Source organism: Lacisediminihabitans sp. FW035 (assembly GCF_054880895.1).
This window is the reverse complement of sequence record NZ_CM142187.1, coordinates 3,665,563-3,682,695: the sequence shown is the minus strand read 5'-3', so window position 1 is coordinate 3,682,695 and position 17,133 is coordinate 3,665,563. Positions and strand designations below refer to the sequence as shown.

Genomic DNA, 17,133 nt, shown 5'->3' with positions numbered 1-17,133 from the left:
TTTTTAGAGCGCTTCTCCGGCCTCTGCTTCAAGGGCTGCCGTCGGCACAGTGATCAGTCCGAGCATGCGCAGTGCACCTTGGGCCGCCGCGCGGTCGTGGTCACGCGCGGCGGCGATCAGTAACTGCTGGGACTCGCTGAGGGCGCGGAAGTCGATGTAGTCGGGGAGGTAGAGACTTCCCAGCTGGATGAGGTGCACCACCGAATTGATGCCGCGCACCAGTGACGGATTCTGCGAGAGAGTCACCAGGTGATTGAAGAAACGAGCATTGGCCATCGCTACCTTCTGGGGGAGCAACTCGGTGATGCGATCATTCGCGAGCGCCGGATCATCACGCACTGCCGCGAGTTTGCGGGGGTCGAGGGCCCAGCTCACATGCTCGAGGAACAGCTCGTGGTCGGAGCGCATGTCGGCCACCAGTTGCGGCGTCGCGAGAGGGATCACCTCGTTGACCAGGGCACTGTAGAGCGCGACCCAGACCACCATCGCATCCGCAGTCTGCTTGGGGCTGACGAGGGCGACACGGGTGAACCGGCTGGCGGATGCCTCGATGATGCCGATCTCCCGCAGTCGCTGCAGTGCCTCACGCACCGGTGTTCGCGAGACCCCGAGCTGTTGGGCGAGCTCCGAGTCGCTGATCCGCTGCCCCGGCAGCAGGCGTCCCTCGTGAACGGCAGACAGCACACGGTCGAACACCAGGTTCACGACGGGGCTCGTGGCGAAGGACTCCGCCGGCGCATCGGCAGTGCCGGTGCCGGTAGTCGGTGCGTCGCTCACCCTTCGACCCTACCCGGGGCGTCCCGCGTCAGCGGTCAGGACTCGAGCGTTGCGCGCACGCGGCGCAGCATCGGGTGGTGACTAGAAGATCATCGGCCGATCGTCATCTTCCGGCTCGTCGACGGCGAGGTCGACCACGACCGGCACGTGATCGCTCGGGCCGTCGCCCTTGCGTTCGTTACGGTGGATGCTCGCCGCCGTCACGAGGTCGGCGAACGCCGGCGAGCCCATGATGAAGTCGATGCGCATCCCTTCGTTGCGCGGGAAACGCAGCTGCTGGTAGTCCCAGTAGGTGAAGCCCTCCGGGACGCGCGGGCGAACGACATCCGCGAGCCCGATGGTCTCGAACTCGGTGAAGGCGGCGCGCTCGGCCGGAGAGGTGTGGGTGCTGTTCTCGAAGTCCCAGGTGGGCCAGACGTCGGTGTCGAGGGGCGCGATGTTCCAGTCGCCCATGAGGGCGAGCGGAGTGCCCGGATGCTCGGCGAGCCAGGTCTTCGTGTCGGAGGCGAGTCGGGCCAACCAGTCGAGCTTGTAGGCCAGGTGCGGGTCGTCGAGGCTGCGCCCATTGGGCACGTAGAGGCTCCACAGCCGGACGCCCTCAACGGTGACGGCCATCGCGCGGGCCTCGATCGGCGGCGCGCCCTCGACGACGGTCTTGCTGAATCCCGGGGCGGAGGGGAATCCGATCTGCACGTCGTCCATGGGCAGACGGCTCGCGAAGGCCACGCCGTTCCACTGGTTGAGCCCGTGCAACCGCACCTCGTAACCGGCCGCCTCGAAGATCTCGTAGGGGAACTGGTTGTCCTTGCACTTGATCTCTTGCATGCCGAGCACGTCGATGTCCTCCCGCCCGAGCCAGTCGACCACGCGGGCGGCCCGGGTGCGGATGGAGTTCACGTTCCAGGTGGCAACACGCATGACCCCACTTTAATCGACCGGAGCGTGCAGCCGGCGCCGGGTGGGCCCCGCGCTCGACGCCGCCGCGACGGAGTGGCCCGCGAGGAGGAGACCAGTAGAATCGGGGCCGTGACCGACGCCAGGCAGCAGCTCATCGACTACATCTCCGAGGGGGCCGTCTTCCACGGCGACTTCATCCTCACTAGTGGCAAAAAGGCCACCTATTACGTCGACCTGCGCAAGGTGAGCCTCGACCACCGCGTCGCTCCGCTCATCGGCCAGGTGATGCTGGATCTGATCGCGCAGGTCGCGGACGTCTCGGCCGTCGGCGGCATGACCATGGGCGCCGATCCGATCGCCGCCGCCGTGCTTCATCAGGGTGCGGCCCGTGGGCTCTCTTACGACGCCTTCGTGGTGCGCAAGGAGCCGAAGGATCACGGTCGTGGCCGCCAGGTCGAAGGACCGGATCTCGCGGGCAAGCGCGTGATCGTGCTCGAGGACACCTCGACGACCGGCGGATCCCCCCTCGCCGCGATCGAAGCGCTGAAGAAGGTGGGCGCCGAGATCGCCGGAGTGGCCGTGGTCGTCGACCGCGACACCGGAGCCCGCGAAGTCATCGAGGCGGCGGGGTACCCCTATTTCGCGGCGATCGGCCTCGCCGACCTCGGACTGTCGAAGTAGCGAATCGCGCTATGGCGACAGGCACGGACTCCGGGGAGGGCCCCGGGGACAACACCGAACCGCACCCGATCACCTCCCCGTTCGACTGGGGGCTCGGCAGTGCCAGTGCGCCGGTGCCGGCAACGCCGCCAGTGCCGGCTGGGCCGGCGGCGACGCCGGTGCCCGCCGAGCCGGTCTTTCCTGAGGTGATTCCGGCCGAGCCGCCGCCTACTGAGGTGATTCCGGCACCGGCCCGGTCCGAGTCGTATTTCTCCTCCGACTCCGACGAGTACAGCGACCGGGCCGCGCCGATCGATTCGCCGATCGACTCGCTGTTCGGCGAGACGGAATTCAAGGACTACGAGGACGAGCCGCTGGTCGGCCCGATTCCGCCGAGGCTCAATCCGTTCGCCAGTGCCGCGCCCGTCGCATCCGCCGGTGCACCGACGGGGCTGATGACGGAGCCGAACGAGACGTCGACCGTCGCCCGCCCACCGCGCGCGCCGTTCTCCCGCAACCAGAAGCTGCTCTTCTGGGTGGCGGGAGGCGTAATCGCGCTGCTGGTGCTCGCCGTGCTCTTCGTGATCGGCACGAAGATCCCGGGGGCTCCGACGCCGGTCGCCGTCACCAAGAGCGCCGCGCCGAAGGTCTCTCCCTCGCCGACGCCCACCCTGGCCACGACCGGGCCGGCAGCGGCGGGATCACACCTGTGGAGCGACCTGCGCGGTGGCGAATGCATCGATCCCTACACGAACCCGTTCGAGCTGCGGTACACCGTCGTGGACTGCGCGGCGCCGCATCCGGCCCAGATGGTGTTCCGGGGCACCTTCCCCGGTGAGGCGACGGCGGCCTACCCGGGACTCGAGGCGCTGCAGTCCCAGATCAACCTGCTGTGCTCCTCGCCCGGGGTCATCGACCTCGCAACGGCCGGGGTGTACAGCGACGTGCAGTTCCATGCGTCCTACGCGGCGACGGCGGAGGAGTGGGTGAAGGGCCAGCACGACTACTTCTGTTTCGTGAACCGCTCCGGCGGGGAGCCGCTCACCGGAAGCGTTGCGGGCACCCCCGCCAAGTAGCGCCGCCGGCACGCGCCGCGGAACTCCGCCGCCGCCCACCCTGTCGCAAATGCAGGACTCGCTGTGACGGGTGGGGCTCCTGAGGCTCACCTGTCACTCTGGTCACAGGACTTCCTGCATTTCGTGCGTTGGTGGGTGCCGGGGCCGCCAGCGGAGTCGAGGACGGTGCTCTCGCGCGAGCGGGCACGCCACCGGCTAGATCTCGTCTGACTCGATCGGCTCGGGTTCGAGCAGGTCGGCGACGCTGTCCAGGATCTCATCCGGGCGGAACGGATAGCGGTCGATCTCGGCCTGGTCGCTGATGCCGGTGAGCACGAGGATCGTGTGCAGCCCGGCCTCGATCCCGGCGATGATGTCGGTGTCCATGCGGTCGCCGATCATGCCGGTGTTCTCCGAGTGGGCGCCGATCTTGTTCATCGCGGAGCGGAACATCATCGGGTTCGGCTTGCCGACAACGTACGGCTCCTTGCCGGTGGCTTTCGAGATGAGGGCTGCGACGGCCCCGGTGGCCGGAAGCGGCCCGTCGGGGCTCGGCCCCGTCGCATCCGGATTCGTCACGATGAATCGCGATCCGGCCACGATGAGCCGGATGGCCTTGGTGATCGCCTCGAAGGAGTAATTGCGGGTCTCGCCGATCACCACGTAGTCGGGGGCGGTCTCGGTCATGATGAAGCCGGCCTCGTGCAGTGCGGTCGTGATTCCGGCCTCGCCGATCACAAAGGCCGAGCCGCCGGGCACCTGGGAGGCGAGGAAGTCGGCAGTGGCGAGTGCGGAGGTCCAGATGCGGTCCTCTGGCACGTCGAGTCCGGATGCCTTCAGCCGCGCACTGAGGTCGCGGGGCGTGAAGATCGAGTTGTTGGTGAGCACGAGGTAGGGCTTGCCCTGGTCGCGCCACTGCTGCAGCAGAGCGGATGCCCCGGGCACCGGATGGTTCTCGTGAACGAGCACACCGTCCATGTCGGTGAGCCAGCACTCGATTTCGCCGCGATCGGTCATACGGCAATAGTACCGAGCACGCCTATCCTGAAGGTGAGTGGCCCCGTGCGCGGGCGGGCCGGGGACAGCGGGGGTGCATGACCGGGGTACTCGTCGGGTTCGCGATCATCGGCTTCATCATCGCGGTCGGGTACCTGGTGGGGCGACTCGGCATCCTCGGCCCCAATGCCGGCTTCGTCCTCAACCGGATCGTGTTCTTCGTGTTGTCCCCCTGCCTCCTCTTCACCGTGCTGGAGTCGGCGAAGGTCTCGGTGCTGTTCTCCTCGCTCATGGTGGTGTCGCTGGTCGCCGCGCTCATCGCCTTCGTCGGCTATACGGTGATCGCCCGGTTCGTCTGGCGGCGGGGAGTGCCCGAGATCGTGGTGGGCGCTCTCGGCGCCGGCTATGTGAACGCGAACAACATCGGCATCCCGGTGGCGGTCTACGTGCTCGGCAGCGCCGCCTATTCCGCCCCGGTCGTTCTGCTGCAGTTGCTCGTCTTCGCGCCGGTGGCGCTGACGATCCTGGATGTCACCACCACGGGCCGCACCTCGATCGGCGCCGTGCTGCTCAAGCCGATCAGCAATCCGCTCATCATCGGATCCGTCCTCGGGGTGGTGATCGCCGTGACCGGCTGGCACCCGCCGGACGCCGTGCTCAAGCCGTTCGAGCTGCTCGGCGAGGCCGCCGTCCCGGTGGTGCTGCTGGCGTTCGGCATGAGCCTCAGTGGCCAGAAGTTGTTGCAGGCCGGGAGCGGCCGGAGGGATGTGCTGGTGGCATCCGCGATCAAGCTGGTCGGGATGCCGCTGGTGGCCTGGCTGCTCGGGCGCTTCGTGTTCGGCCTGCACGGGCATCCGCTGTTCGTGGTGGTGGCCCTTGCCGCGCTGCCCGCCGCCCAGAACGTCTTCAACTACGCCCAGCGCTACAGCCGGGGAGAGATCATCGCCCGCGACACAGTGCTCATCACGACGATCGGGTCGATCCCGGTGCTGGTGGTGGTGGCGGCGCTGCTCGGGTAACGGCATCCGGATGCGGGAGCGGAGCGACCTACTCGATCAGGGCAGGCTACAGACCCTGCTGGCGCAACAGCGCCGGGATCTGCTCGCGAAAGGGGAAGAAGCCCCGCGCGGCATGCGGCCACGCGAGGTCGTCCCAGCGGCGGCGAACCGTCCTGAGCTCGACCCCCTCAGATGCCAGGGCGGCCCGGAGTGTGCGCATCCTTTCCTGCACCGGCCCGACCGGGGCATACGGCGTCACCACCGCATCGAGATGTGTGGCGGCCGCCCAGTCGAGCACGGAAGACGGGAGGGCATCGGGCAGAACCCGTCCGGGCGATCCGAGGGCCGACGACGCCAGAGTGACGCCGTCGTAGAGAGCGGACTCCGTGAAAAGACGGACCCGCTCCGATGACCCAAGCGGCGACCGAGCATCCGGATCGGCGAACCCGGCAACGGATACCGGCGGGTGACGATCGAGGGTTGGATGCTCGCTGTACAAGCTGGCCGCGTCGAGATCTTCCTCATGCAGCAGCAATCCGACCCGGCCGCCGATCGCCGCAGAGTCTGAAGGGGGAATCCTCTCGGGACTGGGCAGCGGCTCCTCGACCAGTGGGCGGGCAGAGGTCGCGAGACCTGCGGGCGAGAATCGCCCCTCGGTGAAGCGGGCGATGTTCGAGGCAGTCGCGAGATAGGTCTTGCCCGCGGTCTGGAGCCCGGCAACCCATCGCCACGAGAGGGTGTTGGACGCGGCATCCCCGTCGAGAAGGTGTTGATAGAAGAAGTCTGCGCCGAGCTGCCAGGGAAGGCCGAGGGTGAAGATCCAGATGCTCGCGAACCACATGCGGGTGTGGTTGTGCAGGTACCCCGTGTCAACGAGCTCTCGAACCCAGGCGTCCATCGCGTCGATTCCGGTGCGCCCGGCCATGGCCTCCGCCACGTCGTGGGAGGGATGATCGCCCGAGAGCTCGAGTTCTGCGAGGTCTCGGCGATACCGGCGCCACACCTCGGGGCGCTGCTCGAGCCATCCCTTCCAATAGGTGCGCCAGAACACCTCCTGCACGAATTTCTCGCACGCGGCGAGCGGATGCCGTTCGAGCACCGCCGCGATCACCTCCCACTCGGTCAGGATTCTGTGGCGGAGATACGGGGAGAGCCCGGAGACGTTGAGCCGCGACGGTCCGGTGTCGTGGTTGCGATCGCGCGCATAGTCCCGGCCCGCCCGAGGGACGAAGTCTGTGAGCGCCTCGAGTCCGGCGGCGCGAGTGGGAATGAACATCGCTCTCATCATGCGTCACGGTCCGATGACGTGTTGTGATGTGATGTGACGACCGAGCACCATGATGGTGAGCCCTCACGTCATTCGCGTCGCCGGTTCGGTGACGTAGCGGTGCCCGGTGGGGGACATCCATTCAAGGTCGCCATCGCCGATGTGCTCCACCGACCATCTCGTGTGGTGCTTCTGATCGTGATGTTTCGGGCAGAGGTGCGCCAAATTGTCGTGGTCGGAAAGCCCGTGATATTGCCAGTCTGTGGTGTGGTCGAGATCGCAGTGTCGTGCCGGTGCGCCACAGCCCGGAGCTCGACACGTTTCGTCCCGCATTCGCAACCACGCTCGCAAATCCGGTGGTATCGCATACCGGTCGCGGCCGAGGGACAGCACCGCTCCCGTTTCCGGGTGCGTGAGGATCCGCACAAAACCGGGCGCGGAGGCGGCGAGATCGCGGGCGGTGTCGAGGTCGATCGGGCCGTACCCCTCCAACACCGCCGGCTCCGTAGCGTGACCGAGGAGGGTCAGCACCGGAACGGTGATCAGCACACGCGCGCGAATTCCCGCCCCGAGATTCGGGCTGGACGGATGGTTCGCATCGGTCTGACCATCGATCAGCAGGTCGCAGAATACATCCGCCCGCAACTGGGTGAGGGTGCGGCGCTCGTCCGCGCCCTGAAGTGCGGCTGCGACATCAGTCAGCCGGTTGTGGATCGCCTGGGCCGTTGCTGCGGGAATGAAGGCGGTGAGCCAGGCCATGCCATCGCGAGTCGGTTCGAGGGTGACCGCGCGGCGGTCATGGGAGGCGGTGTGTCGCTCCTGGATGGACTCCGGATGCAGTCGCTCCCGCAAGACCCGGGCGCGGTGGTCGAACCGGCTCACCGTGAGTTTCCGCGCGAACGGCAGCGCCGTAGCTTCGAAAGCGCGTCGGGCGTCGACCGGCAGGGAGTTGGCGTGGTCGATGAGCACCTGCGCATGCCGGTACGAGATGTCTCCCTCGGTGAGGGCATTCATGGTGGCCGGCAGCTCGCGCAGCAGCGAGCGGCTCTCCTCGATCAGATTCTCAGTGCTGCGTTCCGGAAGCCGCAGTGCCGCCGCCAACTCGCTGACCAGAGAACGGCGGGCCACCCGCACGGCAGTCCACCGACGCACTTCGGAGTCGTCCGGCGGCATGAGGGATTCAGTAGCCTCACTCCAACTTCGAGCCTGGTCGATCAGTGCAGCCCTGCGCGCGGCGGCCCGTGCGACGGTGCGATCGGCCTCCGCCACGTCGTCGATCAGCTCCCCCATCGTGTCGAGGAAACTCGCCGTCAAGGACTCCGTCATTACCAAGGAATCCGGCGCGCGATCGAGCCCGGAGGCTAGCGTCGCGGTGGTTTCCATGTCCACAGTTCACACCACCCCACCGACATTCCCTTGGCCCGATGGCGGGAAAGAAATGGGCAGTGGATAACCGATTTCGACTGCACGTTGGGGAGGAGAGGTGGCCAGGGTCACACGAGCGGTGGAGCCCGGCCGGAACTGTCGTGTCGCTTCCTCTGTGAGCAATCGCTCGGGCAAGTGCTGGCGCGTGTCACAGAGCGGAGTTGCGTGAGGGGCCGCCTGCGGAAGGGCTCGAGCGACGCTGCCGCGTCCGCCCGCGCATCCGCGCCACCAGCCGCTGCGCCAGCAGCGTCAACACCCCGGCCACCACGATCGACGCGAGGTTGATCGACAGCTGCAATAGCGACCCGAGTGCCTCGTCCGCGACGCCGTAGGTGAACGCCACTGCAGCGTTCGCGGCGGCTGGCACCGTCGTCACCGAGATGAGCACGCCGATCAGCGCTCCCGACTTCGCGGTCGTGAGCGACAGCATCCCGGCGACGCCGGCAAGGAAACCGACGACCCAGGACAGCGCGTCCGGGCGCCAGATGAACGAGGTGAGGGGTCGCTCGGCGAGCAGCATCGATTTGTCGACGAGCCCGGCCGCATCGAGCAGTGCGGTCGCCGCCATGGTGATGCCGATCGCCACGATGAAACCGACCCCGAGGGCCACCAGTGATCGACGCACCAGTGCACCGCGCCGCTGAACGAGACCGACACAGAGCGCGGCGAGCGGGCCGAATTCGGGCCCGACCACCATTGCGCCGACGATGAGGATGGGCTGGTCGAGCAACACGCCTATGCCCGCGATGATGGTGGCGATTGCGAGGAAGACGAGGAATGTGGCGGTGAGCCGAGATTCCTCTCCCGTGGTCTGCTCGATCTGCTGCCAGACAACGGCATCCGAACCCAGTCCGGGAGCCGCCGCCTCGGCGCGATCCGCATCAGGGGAGAGCGACACGGCGACCTCGTCGAGGGCGATCGCACCGGTCGTCTCCACTCCGGTCGCGCGAAGGAGGTCGATCACCTCGCTGACGGCCTCTCGGGCGATATCGCCGATTATCACATCCCCGACCGGGCTGCGGGCGGCACCGGGATGCACGATCAGGTTGGCGACCGCGGGATGCGTCTGCAGCATCTCGACGACTGATTCGGTGAGATCGGCAGCACTGATCACGCGCAGATGCATCATCCGGCCAGCCTAACTTCGGTGCTGCGCCGGGATCCTTGAGGTAGCAGCAGTGGTTGACGCGGCGCGATCGTTCCCTCTGGTCAGGAGAGTGCCCGGTCGCGGCGCCCCGGACCTGACCAACGGGAATATTCGTTGGGAGAGACGTGCGCGCGGCGTTTTCCCACATGAAGAGGGTGAAGAATCGAAGGATGGGCTGGATACGGAATGTCGGAGGGCGCGAGGGCGCCTACGACGAAGCGGTCCGGGCGGTGCGAGCCGGGGAACTGGGCGCAGACGAGGCCGCGGACCAGCTGATCGACATCATGACCGTCAGGGAGGTCCTCGGACTGCTCGACGGCGACTCGCCCCGACGGCTCCTGCCGTTCATCCCGCTCCTGCTCGGTCGGCGGCCGTTCGTGGCGGGCGCGGTCCCGCGACTCGGCATCCCCGGCATCCGGTTCAGCGATGGCGCCCGCGGTGTCGTGATCGGTGCCTCCACCGCCTTCCCCGTGACGATGGCGCGGGCGGCCACCTGGGATCCCTCGCTCGAGCAGCAGGTCGGCCTCGCCATCGGCGTCGAGACCCGGGCACGGGGCGCGAATTACTCCGCGTCGGTGTGCGTCAACCTGCTTCGACACCCCGCCTGGGGCCGGGCGCAGGAGTGCTACGGGGAGGATCCGGTGCTCACCGGCCGCATGGGATCAGCCATGACTCGCGGCATCCGCGTGCACGTGATGGCCTGCGTGAAGCACTTCGCGCTCAACTCGATGGAGAACGAGCGCTTCGAGGTCGATGTGTCGGTCGACGACCATGCGCTGCACGAGGTGTACCTTCCCCACTTCAAGGCGGTGGTGGATGCCGGCGCAGACTCGGTGATGACCGCGTACAACAGGGTGCGCGGCGAGCACATGGACGTCAATAGGGCACTGCTCACCGATGTGTTGCGGAACGAGTGGGGTTTCTCCGGGTTCGTGACGAGCGACTGGGTGTTCGGCACCCACCACGCGGTCGCCAGCCTGCAAGCGGGAATGGACGTCGAGATGCCCCTCCGGCTGCTGCGCGCCCGCGCCCTGCCGGCGGCGCTGCGGTCGGGTGCACTGGCACGGGCGACCGTGTTCCGGTCGGCGCACCGGGTCCTGCGAACCATCGTGCTGCATGAGGCGACCCGAGAGCCGGCGAATCCGAGCCCCGACCTCATCGCGTCCCCGGCCCATCGCGCGCTCGCCCGCCGGGTCGCGACGGAATCGATGGTGCTGCTGAAGAACGAGCCGATCGGTGGGGCACCCCTGCTGCCGCTGGACCCCGGCATCCGGCACCTCGCCGTTGTCGGGCGGCTGGCCGCACTGCCGAACCTCGGCGACCACGGCTCTTCCCGTGTTCGGCCCCCCTCGACGGTCTCCCCGCTGCAGGGGCTGCGCGAGGCGCTCCCCGGGGTGCGGATCACGACCCCGTCCGGACCGAGCGCACGAGCCGCCGCCGCTGCCGCGGCCGCGGCGGACACGGCGGTCGTTGTCGTCGGTCTCGACCAACACGACGAGGGCGAGTCGGTCGTAACCGGCAGTGTCGAGGTGGGGGTGCTCGGCCGGGCGTTCAGCGCGGGGCCGCTCCGGGTGCCGCTGATCGGCCTCGCCCACCTGGCGTCGCGCTTCGTGCGGGGCGGCGACCGCAGCTCGCTCGATCTGCGCCCCTCCGACGTGGAACTCATCCAGGCTGTCGCTGCCGCCAATCCGCGCACCATCGTCGTGCTGATCGGCGGCAGCGCGATCCTGACGGAAGCGTGGCGGGACCGCGTGCCGGCGCTGCTCCTCGCCTGGTACGGCGGGATGGAGGGTGGCCACGCGCTGGCGAGCGTGCTCACCGGCGGTGCGGAGCCCGGAGGGCGTCTGCCCTTCGTGCTGCCGACGGATGCCGCGCATCTACCCCCGTTCGACAGCACCGCGAAGTCCGTCGTCTATGACGACGAGTGGGGTCAGCGTCGGCTCGACAGCGAGGGACACGTGCCCGCCTTCCCGTTCGGGTTCGGCCTCGGGTACACGACGATCGGGCAGCGGCTCCTCGACCACAGCTTCGACGATACGGGGGCCACCGCCGACGTGTTCGTGAGAAACACCGGCGACCGCGAAGGCTCGACCGTCGTGCAGGTATACGCCGCGGACGTGTCGCTCGAGCGGCCGGTGGCGCAGCTGCTCGGTTTCCAGAAGGTGACGTTGCGACCCGGCGAGGAGGGTATTGTGCGAGTCCTACTGGATGCCGGGCCCACGCTGCAGCGCGATCCTGCGACCCACCGCTGGTCCCCTCGCACCGGCGACTGGGCCGTACTCGCCGCGCAGCACAGCCCGAGCAGCTGGGCAGACGCCCGCCCGCTACGTCAGTCCGGTCGGGACGGGTCTCAGGCCGGCTGACCGGCCGCGAGCCCCTCCACGCGCACCGGAAGGGATGCCTCGTCTCCCAGCAGGCTGCGGAGCATCCGTCGGGCCTCCCACCGGAAGGACACGCGAGCTTCGTCGTGCCGAAGCACGAGTTTTCCATCGGAGTCGGCGTATCGCTTCTGAAGGTCGACGAGCTCCTCGGCCTGCATCAGCGCCACCGTGCTGTCGGTGGCGCGGTCGATCAGGCGCACCAGAGAGGTGGGACCCGTCAGATCGCTTGCGATCCGGCGTTTCTCGCTCGCGTCGAAGATCGTCTTCTGGGCGGCGCGGGTGACCACGAGAGGACGGGACGGCCCGCCGAGCAGTCGGCTCAGCACGTCTGCGGCCGCGTCGGGGTGACCGATCCGCTGAGCCGCTGCCCGCATCCGTTCGAGCCGGCCAGGCTCGCGCAGCACCTCGTCGATCTTCCAGCCGATCGTCGCTGTGGAGTTGCAGCGCACGGCCGCACCCTGTTCCATCAGGTAGTCGCCGTTGCGCACCTCCTGGCCGGGAATGGGATTCACCAGCACCATCGGCAACCCCGCCGCCATGCACTCGGACGCCGTGAGCCCGCCCGGCTTGCCCACGAAAAGGTCGGCGCGGCGCAGCAACTGCGGCATCTCCGCAGTGAAGCCGAGCACGCGGTAGCGGTCGCCGGCCGGCGCGACCAGTTGTTCGATGCTCTGACGCAACGCATCGTTGCGTCCGCAGACGATCGTGGCCGTGAACTCGGAGCGCATGTGCAGCGTCTGCCGCACGACGGCGACGGCATAGTCGCCGCCGGACGCACCGGCCGAGATCAGCAGCATCGGCGGCCCACCGTCTCGGGCCGCGGTCGCGGCCTCCGGTTGCGTGGCGATCGGAATGCCGGTGACCGCGACACGGTCTGACGGCAGGCCGAGCGCCGTCAGTTGCACCCTCCCCTCCTCCCTCGCAACGAAGAGATCGTGGAAGGCGCCCGTGAGCCACAGGCCCTGGAAGTCGTAGTCGGTGGTGACGATGGCGGTCTTCGCGTCGACAACGCCGCGCAGCAGCAGGGAGGCCAGCAGCTGGGCCGGCAGGAAGTGTGTGCAGACGATCGCCGTCGGTCGGAATCGCTTGATCGCCCGCACCACCGGGAGGGCGTTCGCCTGCGTCCAGGGGTCCATCGGGCCGCGACGCCGGAAGGGCGGGTCGCTGATGTCGTAGCCCCACTCCACCAGCCAGGGCAGGTTCTCGACCAGCACGAAATAGCCCTTGCCGAGCAGGTCCCGATAGAGCACGCTGCTCTCCTGCAGCACGTCCATAACCAACACCTCGTCGATGTCGGTTCGTGCGGCGCACGCCTGTTTCACCGCCGCTGCTGCGGTGTTGTGCCCCGATCCCACCCCGGCGGACAGTATCAATACACGTTCACCGCCGACGGTGTCGAGCCCTGCTACCGCGGTACTGCGCATGAAGCGATGGTAGCGCCGAAGATCACGACTAGCGTCGACACTGTGACATCGCCAGAACCCAACCCCAGCGTCGAGCTCACCACCAACGGCGTCGGCCCGTGGCGCGGCGAGCCCCCCGTGGACGAGCGCTACGACCCCGAACTGCTCGCCAACGGCGATTCCCGTAACGTCATCGACCGCTATCGGTACTGGCGCATGGAGGCGATCGTCGCGGACCTCGACGAGTCGCGGCATCCGTTCCATGTGGCGATCGAGAACTGGCAGCACGACATGAATATCGGGTCGATCGTGCGCAGCGCCAACGCCTTCGCCGCCGACACCGTGCACATCATCGGCCGCAAGCGCTGGAACAAGCGTGGCGCCATGGTGACCGACCGCTACCAGCATGTGATGTACCACCCGGATGTCGCGAGCTTCGCCTCCTGGGCCGCGGATGCTTCGCTGCCGGTGATCGCGATCGATAACGTGCCCGGCTCGGTGATCATCGAGACCTACGATTTCCCCGCGGCGTGCATTCTGCTGTTCGGGCAGGAGGGGCCAGGACTCAGCGCCGAGGCGCTCGCCGCTGCCGAAGTGGTCGTGGAGATCAGCCAGTTCGGCTCGACCCGCAGCCTCAACGCCTCCGCCGCGGCAGCGGTGGCGATGCACGCCTGGGTGATGCAGCACGCAACGTTCTGAGCGAAAGAGGGAGGGCCTCAGGCCCCGATCGGCGACGGCCGCAGCTCGCGCAGGATGCGGAATCTGCCCTGGCGCATCGCCCCGAGCACCGAGACCGCGAGCGCCCCGACCAGCCAGAGCAGCAGCGGAACGATGGACGACCACACGCTGGCACTCAGTCCGCCGTACATGAGCTGGCGGATGCCGTCGACGGCATGGCTCATCGGCAGGGCCTGGTGCAGCACGGCGAGGGGTCCGGGGAGGGTCTGCCACGGGAAGGTGCCGCCCGCCGTCACCAGCTGCACCACCATGAAGACCAGCGCGAGGAACTGTCCAACGCTGCCAAGGAGCACGTTGAGGGCCAGCACTATGGCGGCGAAGGTCATCGCCACGAAGGCCATGAACGCTACGAGGCCCACCGGATTCGCCACCGGCAGATGAAGGGCGAGGGTGACGAGGGCGAAGAGCGCGACCATCTGCACCACTCCGAGCATGGCGGGAGTGAGCCAGCCGGCGAGCGTGGTGCGGATGGGGCGACGCACCGCCGTGAGCGCGCGCCGGGAGAGCGGGCGCACCAGCAGGAACAGCGCGTAGATGCCGATCCACGAGGCGAGGGCGAGGAAGAAGGGGGCGAGCCCGGCGCCGTAGTTGGCGGCCTGGGTGATCGCACTCTGCTTCACGGCGAGGGGGTTGGCGATGAGGTTCGCGGTCGCCTGGCGGCCGGCCGCGGTGGTGACCGGGACTTTCGCGACGGCATCCGTCAGGGAGGACGTGAGCGTCGCCGATCCGGTCGCGATCTCGGCGGTGCCGCTCTGGAGCGCGGATGCCCCGGACGCGAGCTCGCCCGCACCGCCGGCGAGGCTCGCCGCCCCGGTCGACGCCGAATGGACGGCAGAGGCGAGCGCGGGGGCCGAAGATTTCAGTGTGGCGGCCCCGGTCGAGACCTGGGCGGCGCCACTCGCGAGCGCGCCGAGGCTCGACGAGAGTGAGGAGGCGCCCGTACCGACCTGGGCGGTCGCCCCGGAGACCCCAGCGAGCTGCGCATCGACCGTAGCGGCGACGGTGGGATCGACCCCCGCGGCGGCAAGCTCGGCGGCCACCTGGGAGCGGGTGCCCGAGGCGAGTGTCGCGACCTGGCCCGCCTTGCCGGCCAGAGTCGCACTGCCCGTCGAGGCGTTGGCCGCTCCGGTCGAGACGCTCGAGGCGCCGCTGGAGAGCTGCGCGGCCGAAGCGGGAAGGGCCGAGGCTTTCGCATCGAGCTGGGCGAGGCCGCTCGCGAGAGAGCCCGCGCCGCTGGCGAGAGTAGCGCTGCCCGAGTCGAGAGACGCCGCACCGGTCGCGGCCGTGGTCGCACCATCCGCGAGCTTCGATGCTCCATCGTCGGCCTTCACCAGGCCGTCGCGCAGATCGCCGACCGCGTTGAGCAGGGTGATGGATGCCTTCGCCCCCACCTCCTTCGCGATCTCGACCCGCACAGCCTCGGAGGCCTGCTTCGCGATGGTCGTGGAGAGGTAGCTGTTGGTGTCGTCGGTGGTGAGCTGCAGCGTGGCGGACCGGGGGCTGTCGCCGGAGGCCGAGGCGAGCCGGGCGGAGAAATCGGCGGGGAAGGTGATGCCGAAATCGTAAGTGCCGTTCTTGACGCCCGCCGAGGCCTGCGCCGCGGTCACCTCCACCCAGCCGAACTTCTCGTCGGACAGCAGGTTCTTCGCGGCCTTCTCACCGTAGTTGGTGGTGGTGCCGTCGACGGTGGTTCCGGTGTCCTGCACGACGAGCGCCGCCGGCACCTTGTCGAGGCTGGAGTAGGGATCCTGGTTGCCCCAGAGGTACAGCCCTCCGTAGACGAGCGGCACGGTCATGAGTGCGATGAGGGAGGCGATGCCGATTCGGCTCGCGGTGAGACGCGCGAACTCGGCGCGGACGAGGGGGGAGATTTTCACGACAGGTCGCTTTCGGCGGGGTCTTCAGGGGTGTCTTCAGGAGTGTCTTTGGGGGTGTCTGCAATGGGTTCTGCGGGCGCTTCTGGTTCGGGTTCGGGTTCTGGTTCCCGTTCCGAACCGTCGCGCGCGCCGAGGGCCACGAGCATCCCGGCGGTTGCGTAGTCGGTGACGACGGCCACGGTGACCCCGCGTTCGGCGAGGGCCGCGAGGGGTTCGTACCAGTCGACCGGCTCGCCTCCGTGGCGTTCCGGTGAGGTGACGATGATGCCGTCGACGCCCTCCCGCAGCACCGCGAGCTCACAGAGCAGGCGGATGCGGTCGGCCGGCAGCAGCGCGCGCATCGGGAGGGAGGCGTAGTCGGCGAGCCCGTGGTCGGCGAGGAATGCACGCACCGCGCGCCCCGAAGTGGACAGCCCGGCGAAGGAGAATTCCTCGGCGACGACGGTCTTGAGCGCGATGCCGGCCGTCGGCTCAGCGACGATCGGCGTGTCGACCAGGGCGGTGCGGCGGCGCAGTTCGTCGGCATCCTCGCGGCCGTCGACGAGTACGCGCCCGGAATCGCTGCGGATCCGTCCGGCAAGCAGCATCGAGACCAACAGGGGGCGCTCATCCGTCTGCACGGCGATGACGACCGGCGCCGACCCATCCACGATCAGGTCGAGCGGAGGGACGGCGGCGCCGAGGCCGGTGCCGATGGCGGTCTGCTGCAGTTGGACGCGCATCAGTCGACCGACCCGTCAGAATCTGCCGGCCAGGCCAGCTCCGGGCATCCGTCGACGAAGGCACCGGCTTCGATCCAGCCGAGGCCCACCACCGCGAGCGTCATCAGCATCACGAGCCGATCCCCCTCGCGGGCGGAGAGCGGATGCTCCGTAGAGTCCTCGAGCACCACCAACGCGGTATCCTCCACCAGCCGCGCGAGACGTTCGGCCGGCAGGTCGCCGCGCATCGAGCCATCCGCCTGTCCCTCGCTGATCGCCGAACGCACGTTGGCGCGGATGGCACCGAGGGTGCCGGCGGTGTGGTGGGCGAGGGGCCCGCGCACGGCGACCACCGCCATCACCCGCACGCTCTCGACCTCACGCCACAGACTCGACGCGATGAGGGCGAGGCGCACAAGCGGATCGGGATGCGTCACCGATTCCAGCGCGGACGCGACCCGGCGCGTGCCAGTGGTCACGAGTTCGAGAAGCAAGTCGTCGCGGCTGGCAAAGTGCCCGTAGACGGACCTCCGGCTGAGCCCGGCCTCCGCGGCAACCGCTTCGAGCGATGCGGAGGGATCCCGGTTGAAGACGACGCGGGCCGCGGAGAGGAGGGACTCCCGGTTCTCGGCAGCATCTCGGCGCGGAGCGCGCAATGAAGAGGTGATGGACATGACTCCATCCTAATAACTTGCACAGTATTGTGCAAGTTAATCCACGACACCCGCATTGGGGAGTGTCGACACGCGGCGCCGTCAATAGGCTCGTGGGTGGTTGGGGGATCTCTATCCGGCGGCGACGTCGAGATCTC

General features: G+C 68.4%; 15 protein-coding genes. 5 read left to right on the top strand and 10 right to left on the bottom strand.

What is annotated here, in order from left to right; all coding sequences use genetic code 11:
• Nucleotides 1-3: 3 nt before the first annotated feature.
• Both ACVXZ4_RS17525 and ACVXZ4_RS17520 read right to left on the bottom strand, forming a co-directional pair.
• Entirely contained in the window at nucleotides 4-777 is a 774-nt protein-coding gene (locus ACVXZ4_RS17525; RefSeq protein WP_461796063.1) for a GntR family transcriptional regulator, read from the bottom strand.
• An 81-nt stretch (nucleotides 778-858) separates the two neighbouring features.
• The gene (locus ACVXZ4_RS17520; protein WP_461796062.1) at nucleotides 859-1,695 is read right to left on the bottom strand and encodes an exodeoxyribonuclease III; all 837 of its coding nucleotides are present in this window, start codon (nucleotides 1,693-1,695) and stop codon (nucleotides 859-861) included.
• 108 nt (nucleotides 1,696-1,803) lie between these two features.
• Here ACVXZ4_RS17520 and pyrE point away from each other — a divergent pair, with 108 nt between their 5' ends.
• Nucleotides 1,804-2,355, top strand: a complete 552-nt coding sequence (gene pyrE, locus ACVXZ4_RS17515) for an orotate phosphoribosyltransferase (RefSeq protein WP_461796061.1) — start codon at nucleotides 1,804-1,806, stop codon at nucleotides 2,353-2,355.
• 11 nt (nucleotides 2,356-2,366) lie between these two features.
• Nucleotides 2,367-3,410, top strand: coding sequence for a hypothetical protein (locus ACVXZ4_RS17510; RefSeq protein WP_461796060.1), 1,044 nt, complete (start codon nucleotides 2,367-2,369; stop codon nucleotides 3,408-3,410).
• Between the two features lie 195 nt (nucleotides 3,411-3,605).
• On the opposite strand, the gene ACVXZ4_RS17505 is transcribed toward ACVXZ4_RS17510, so the two are convergent.
• The gene (locus tag ACVXZ4_RS17505) at nucleotides 3,606-4,406 is read right to left on the bottom strand and encodes an HAD-IIA family hydrolase (RefSeq protein ID WP_461796059.1); all 801 of its coding nucleotides are present in this window, start codon (nucleotides 4,404-4,406) and stop codon (nucleotides 3,606-3,608) included.
• A 77-nt stretch (nucleotides 4,407-4,483) separates the two neighbouring features.
• Between ACVXZ4_RS17505 and ACVXZ4_RS17500 the strand changes: the two genes are divergently transcribed.
• A complete protein-coding gene (locus ACVXZ4_RS17500; protein ID WP_461796058.1) occupies nucleotides 4,484-5,404 on the top strand; it encodes an AEC family transporter in 921 nt (306 codons plus the stop codon).
• A gap of 46 nt (nucleotides 5,405-5,450) precedes the next feature.
• On the opposite strand, the gene ACVXZ4_RS17495 is transcribed toward ACVXZ4_RS17500, so the two are convergent.
• The 3 genes from ACVXZ4_RS17495 to ACVXZ4_RS17485 form a co-directional block, all read right to left on the bottom strand.
• Complete coding sequence (locus tag ACVXZ4_RS17495) at nucleotides 5,451-6,659, bottom strand: FAD-binding domain-containing protein (protein WP_461796057.1); 1,209 nt, start codon at nucleotides 6,657-6,659, stop codon at nucleotides 5,451-5,453.
• Between the two features lie 75 nt (nucleotides 6,660-6,734).
• Complete coding sequence (locus ACVXZ4_RS17490; protein WP_461796056.1) at nucleotides 6,735-8,033, bottom strand: HNH endonuclease signature motif containing protein; 1,299 nt, start codon at nucleotides 8,031-8,033, stop codon at nucleotides 6,735-6,737.
• A 190-nt stretch (nucleotides 8,034-8,223) separates the two neighbouring features.
• Nucleotides 8,224-9,204, bottom strand: a complete 981-nt coding sequence (locus tag ACVXZ4_RS17485; RefSeq protein WP_461796055.1) for a DUF389 domain-containing protein — start codon at nucleotides 9,202-9,204, stop codon at nucleotides 8,224-8,226.
• Nucleotides 9,205-9,392: 188 nt separating this feature from the next.
• Here ACVXZ4_RS17485 and ACVXZ4_RS17480 point away from each other — a divergent pair, with 188 nt between their 5' ends.
• A complete protein-coding gene (locus ACVXZ4_RS17480; protein ID WP_461796054.1) occupies nucleotides 9,393-11,585 on the top strand; it encodes a beta-glucosidase family protein in 2,193 nt (730 codons plus the stop codon).
• Here ACVXZ4_RS17480 and ACVXZ4_RS17475 read toward each other — a convergent pair.
• Nucleotides 11,573-13,027, bottom strand: coding sequence for an MGDG synthase family glycosyltransferase (locus tag ACVXZ4_RS17475; protein WP_461796053.1), 1,455 nt, complete (start codon nucleotides 13,025-13,027; stop codon nucleotides 11,573-11,575). The genes ACVXZ4_RS17480 and ACVXZ4_RS17475 overlap by 13 nt on opposite strands.
• A gap of 6 nt (nucleotides 13,028-13,033) precedes the next feature.
• Between ACVXZ4_RS17475 and ACVXZ4_RS17470 the strand changes: the two genes are divergently transcribed.
• Nucleotides 13,034-13,705 (top strand): TrmH family RNA methyltransferase, encoded by a 672-nt coding sequence (locus ACVXZ4_RS17470; RefSeq protein ID WP_461796052.1) that lies wholly within the window; start codon nucleotides 13,034-13,036, stop codon nucleotides 13,703-13,705.
• Between the two features lie 17 nt (nucleotides 13,706-13,722).
• Here the strand turns inward: ACVXZ4_RS17470 and ACVXZ4_RS17465 are convergent, their stop codons facing one another.
• From ACVXZ4_RS17465 to ACVXZ4_RS17455, 3 genes are read right to left on the bottom strand one after another with little or no spacing between them, the layout of a single operon-like run.
• Nucleotides 13,723-15,621: a YhgE/Pip family protein gene (locus ACVXZ4_RS17465; protein WP_461796051.1), complete on the bottom strand. Its 1,899-nt coding sequence runs from the start codon at nucleotides 15,619-15,621 to the stop codon at nucleotides 13,723-13,725.
• On the bottom strand, nucleotides 15,618-16,343 hold the full coding sequence (locus tag ACVXZ4_RS17460; RefSeq protein ID WP_461796050.1) for a hypothetical protein: 726 nt from the start codon (nucleotides 16,341-16,343) through the stop codon (nucleotides 15,618-15,620). Before ACVXZ4_RS17460 ends, ACVXZ4_RS17465 begins: the two co-directional genes overlap by 4 nt.
• Entirely contained in the window at nucleotides 16,343-16,996 is a 654-nt protein-coding gene (locus ACVXZ4_RS17455) for a TetR/AcrR family transcriptional regulator (protein ID WP_461796049.1), read from the bottom strand. The genes ACVXZ4_RS17460 and ACVXZ4_RS17455 overlap by 1 nt, the downstream gene beginning before the upstream one ends.
• Nucleotides 16,997-17,133 lie beyond the last annotated feature (137 nt).

Coding starts and splice junctions, on each gene's coding strand:
- ACVXZ4_RS17520 (WP_461796062.1), bottom strand. CDS start 1,695: ATGCGTGTTGCCACCTGGAACGTGAACTCCATCCGCACCCGGGCCGCC.
- ACVXZ4_RS17510 (WP_461796060.1), top strand. CDS start 2,367: ATGGCGACAGGCACGGACTCCGGGGAGGGCCCCGGGGACAACACCGAA.
- ACVXZ4_RS17505 (WP_461796059.1), bottom strand. CDS start 4,406: ATGACCGATCGCGGCGAAATCGAGTGCTGGCTCACCGACATGGACGGT.
- ACVXZ4_RS17500 (WP_461796058.1), top strand. CDS start 4,484: ATGACCGGGGTACTCGTCGGGTTCGCGATCATCGGCTTCATCATCGCG.
- ACVXZ4_RS17495 (WP_461796057.1), bottom strand. CDS start 6,659: ATGTTCATTCCCACTCGCGCCGCCGGACTCGAGGCGCTCACAGACTTC.
- ACVXZ4_RS17490 (WP_461796056.1), bottom strand. CDS start 8,033: ATGGAAACCACCGCGACGCTAGCCTCCGGGCTCGATCGCGCGCCGGAT.
- ACVXZ4_RS17485 (WP_461796055.1), bottom strand. CDS start 9,204: ATGATGCATCTGCGCGTGATCAGTGCTGCCGATCTCACCGAATCAGTC.
- ACVXZ4_RS17480 (WP_461796054.1), top strand. CDS start 9,393: ATGGGCTGGATACGGAATGTCGGAGGGCGCGAGGGCGCCTACGACGAA.
- ACVXZ4_RS17475 (WP_461796053.1), bottom strand. CDS start 13,027: ATGCGCAGTACCGCGGTAGCAGGGCTCGACACCGTCGGCGGTGAACGT.
- ACVXZ4_RS17470 (WP_461796052.1), top strand. CDS start 13,034: ATGGTAGCGCCGAAGATCACGACTAGCGTCGACACTGTGACATCGCCA.
- ACVXZ4_RS17460 (WP_461796050.1), bottom strand. CDS start 16,343: ATGCGCGTCCAACTGCAGCAGACCGCCATCGGCACCGGCCTCGGCGCC.
- ACVXZ4_RS17455 (WP_461796049.1), bottom strand. CDS start 16,996: ATGTCCATCACCTCTTCATTGCGCGCTCCGCGCCGAGATGCTGCCGAG.